This window comes from Streptomyces sp. NPDC047515 (genome assembly GCF_040643055.1).
Classification (GTDB): Bacteria; Actinomycetota; Actinomycetes; order Streptomycetales; family Streptomycetaceae; genus Streptomyces.
The window spans coordinates 1-2,388 of record NZ_JBEYTM010000149.1 but is presented as its reverse complement, the minus strand read 5'-3'; the positions used below and the strand labels follow the sequence as shown (position 1 = coordinate 2,388).

The 2,388-nt window shown below is 56.3% G+C and carries 1 rRNA gene; it reads right to left on the bottom strand.

Annotation, left to right across the window (positions count from 1 at the left end):
- Nucleotides 1-22: 22 nt before the first annotated feature.
- Nucleotides 23-2,388 (bottom strand): 23S ribosomal RNA (locus ABZ826_RS39140); the annotation flags it as partial.

Below are 2,388 nucleotides of genomic sequence, written 5' to 3'. Positions count from 1 at the left end.
AACACAGTGGACGCGAGCAACTGAGGACAAGCCCTCGGCCTATTAGTACCAGTCAGCTCCACCCGTTACCGGGCTTCCACATCTGGCCTATCAACCCAGTCGTCTACTGGGAGCCTTAACCCCTCAAGGAGGTGGGAATACTCATCTCGAAGCAGGCTTCCCGCTTAGATGCTTTCAGCGGTTATCCTTTCCGAACGTAGCCAACCAGCCATGCCCTTGGCAGAACAACTGGCACACCAGAGGTTCGTCCGTCCCGGTCCTCTCGTACTAGGGACAGCCCTTCTCAATATTCCTACGCGCACAGCGGATAGGGACCGAACTGTCTCACGACGTTCTAAACCCAGCTCGCGTACCGCTTTAATGGGCGAACAGCCCAACCCTTGGGACCGACTCCAGCCCCAGGATGCGACGAGCCGACATCGAGGTGCCAAACCATCCCGTCGATATGGACTCTTGGGGAAGATCAGCCTGTTATCCCCGGGGTACCTTTTATCCGTTGAGCGACAGCGCTTCCACAAGCCACTGCCGGATCACTAGTCCCGACTTTCGTCCCTGCTCGACCCGTCGGTCTCACAGTCAAGCTCCCTTGTGCACTTACACTCAACACCTGATTGCCAACCAGGCTGAGGGAACCTTTGGGCGCCTCCGTTACTCTTTAGGAGGCAACCGCCCCAGTTAAACTACCCATCAGACACTGTCCCTGATCCGGATCACGGACCCAGGTTAGACATCCAGCACGACCAGAGTGGTATTTCAACGACGACTCCACAACCACTGGCGTGGCCGCTTCAAAGTCTCCCACCTATCCTACACAAGCCGAACCGAACACCAATATCAAACTGTAGTAAAGGTCCCGGGGTCTTTCCGTCCTGCTGCGCGAAACGAGCATCTTTACTCGTAGTGCAATTTCACCGGGCCTATGGTTGAGACAGTCGAGAAGTCGTTACGCCATTCGTGCAGGTCGGAACTTACCCGACAAGGAATTTCGCTACCTTAGGATGGTTATAGTTACCACCGCCGTTTACTGGCGCTTAAGTTCTCAGCTTCGCCAACCCGAAAGTCAGCTAACCGGTCCCCTTAACGTTCCAGCACCGGGCAGGCGTCAGTCCGTATACATCGCCTTACGGCTTCGCACGGACCTGTGTTTTTAGTAAACAGTCGCTTCTCGCTGGTCTCTGCGGCCACCCCCAGCTCGGAGAGCAAGTCCCCTCACCAGTGATGGCCCCCCTTCTCCCGAAGTTACGGGGGCATTTTGCCGAGTTCCTTAACCATAGTTCACCCGAACGCCTCGGTATTCTCTACCTGACCACCTGAGTCGGTTTAGGGTACGGGCCGCCATGAAACTCGCTAGAGGCTTTTCTCGACAGCATAGGATCATCCACTTCACCACAATCGGCTCGGCATCAGGTCTCAGCCTTAACGTGTGACGGATTTACCTACCACACGGCCTACACCCTTACCCCGGGACAACCACCGCCCGGGCTGGACTACCTTCCTGCGTCACCCCATCGCTTACCTACTACAAGTCTGGTCCGTCGGCTCCACCACTACCCTCAACTCCGAAGAGATCGGGCCGGCTTCACGGACTTAGCATCGCCTGATTCAGTATTGGGCGTTTCAAAGCGGGTACCGGAATATCAACCGGTTGTCCATCGACTACGCCTGTCGGCCTCGCCTTAGGTCCCGACTTACCCTGGGCAGATCAGCTTGACCCAGGAACCCTTAGTCAATCGGCGCACACGTTTCTCACGTGTGTATCGCTACTCATGCCTGCATTCTCACTCGTGAACCGTCCACAACTCGCTTCCGCGGCTGCTTCACCCGGCACACGACGCTCCCCTACCCATCCACACAGGCGTTGGCCCTATATGTGTGAATGACACGACTTCGGCGGTACGCTTGAGCCCCGCTACATTGTCGGCGCGGAATCACTTGACCAGTGAGCTATTACGCACTCTTTCAAGGATGGCTGCTTCTAAGCCAACCTCCTGGTTGTCTCTGCGACTCCACATCCTTTCCCACTTAGCGTACGCTTAGGGGCCTTAGTCGATGCTCTGGGCTGTTTCCCTCTCGACCATGGAGCTTATCCCCCACAGTCTCACTGCCGCGCTCTCACTTACCGGCATTCGGAGTTTGGCTAAGGTCAGTAACCCGGTAGGGCCCATCGCCTATCCAGTGCTCTACCTCCGGCAAGAAACACACGACGCTGCACCTAAATGCATTTCGGGGAGAACCAGCTATCACGGAGTTTGATTGGCCTTTCACCCCTAACCACAGGTCATCCCCCAGGTTTTCAACCCTGGTGGGTTCGGTCCTCCACGAAGTCTTACCTCCGCTTCAACCTGCCCATGGCTAGATCACTCCGCTTCGGGTCTTGAGCGTGCTACT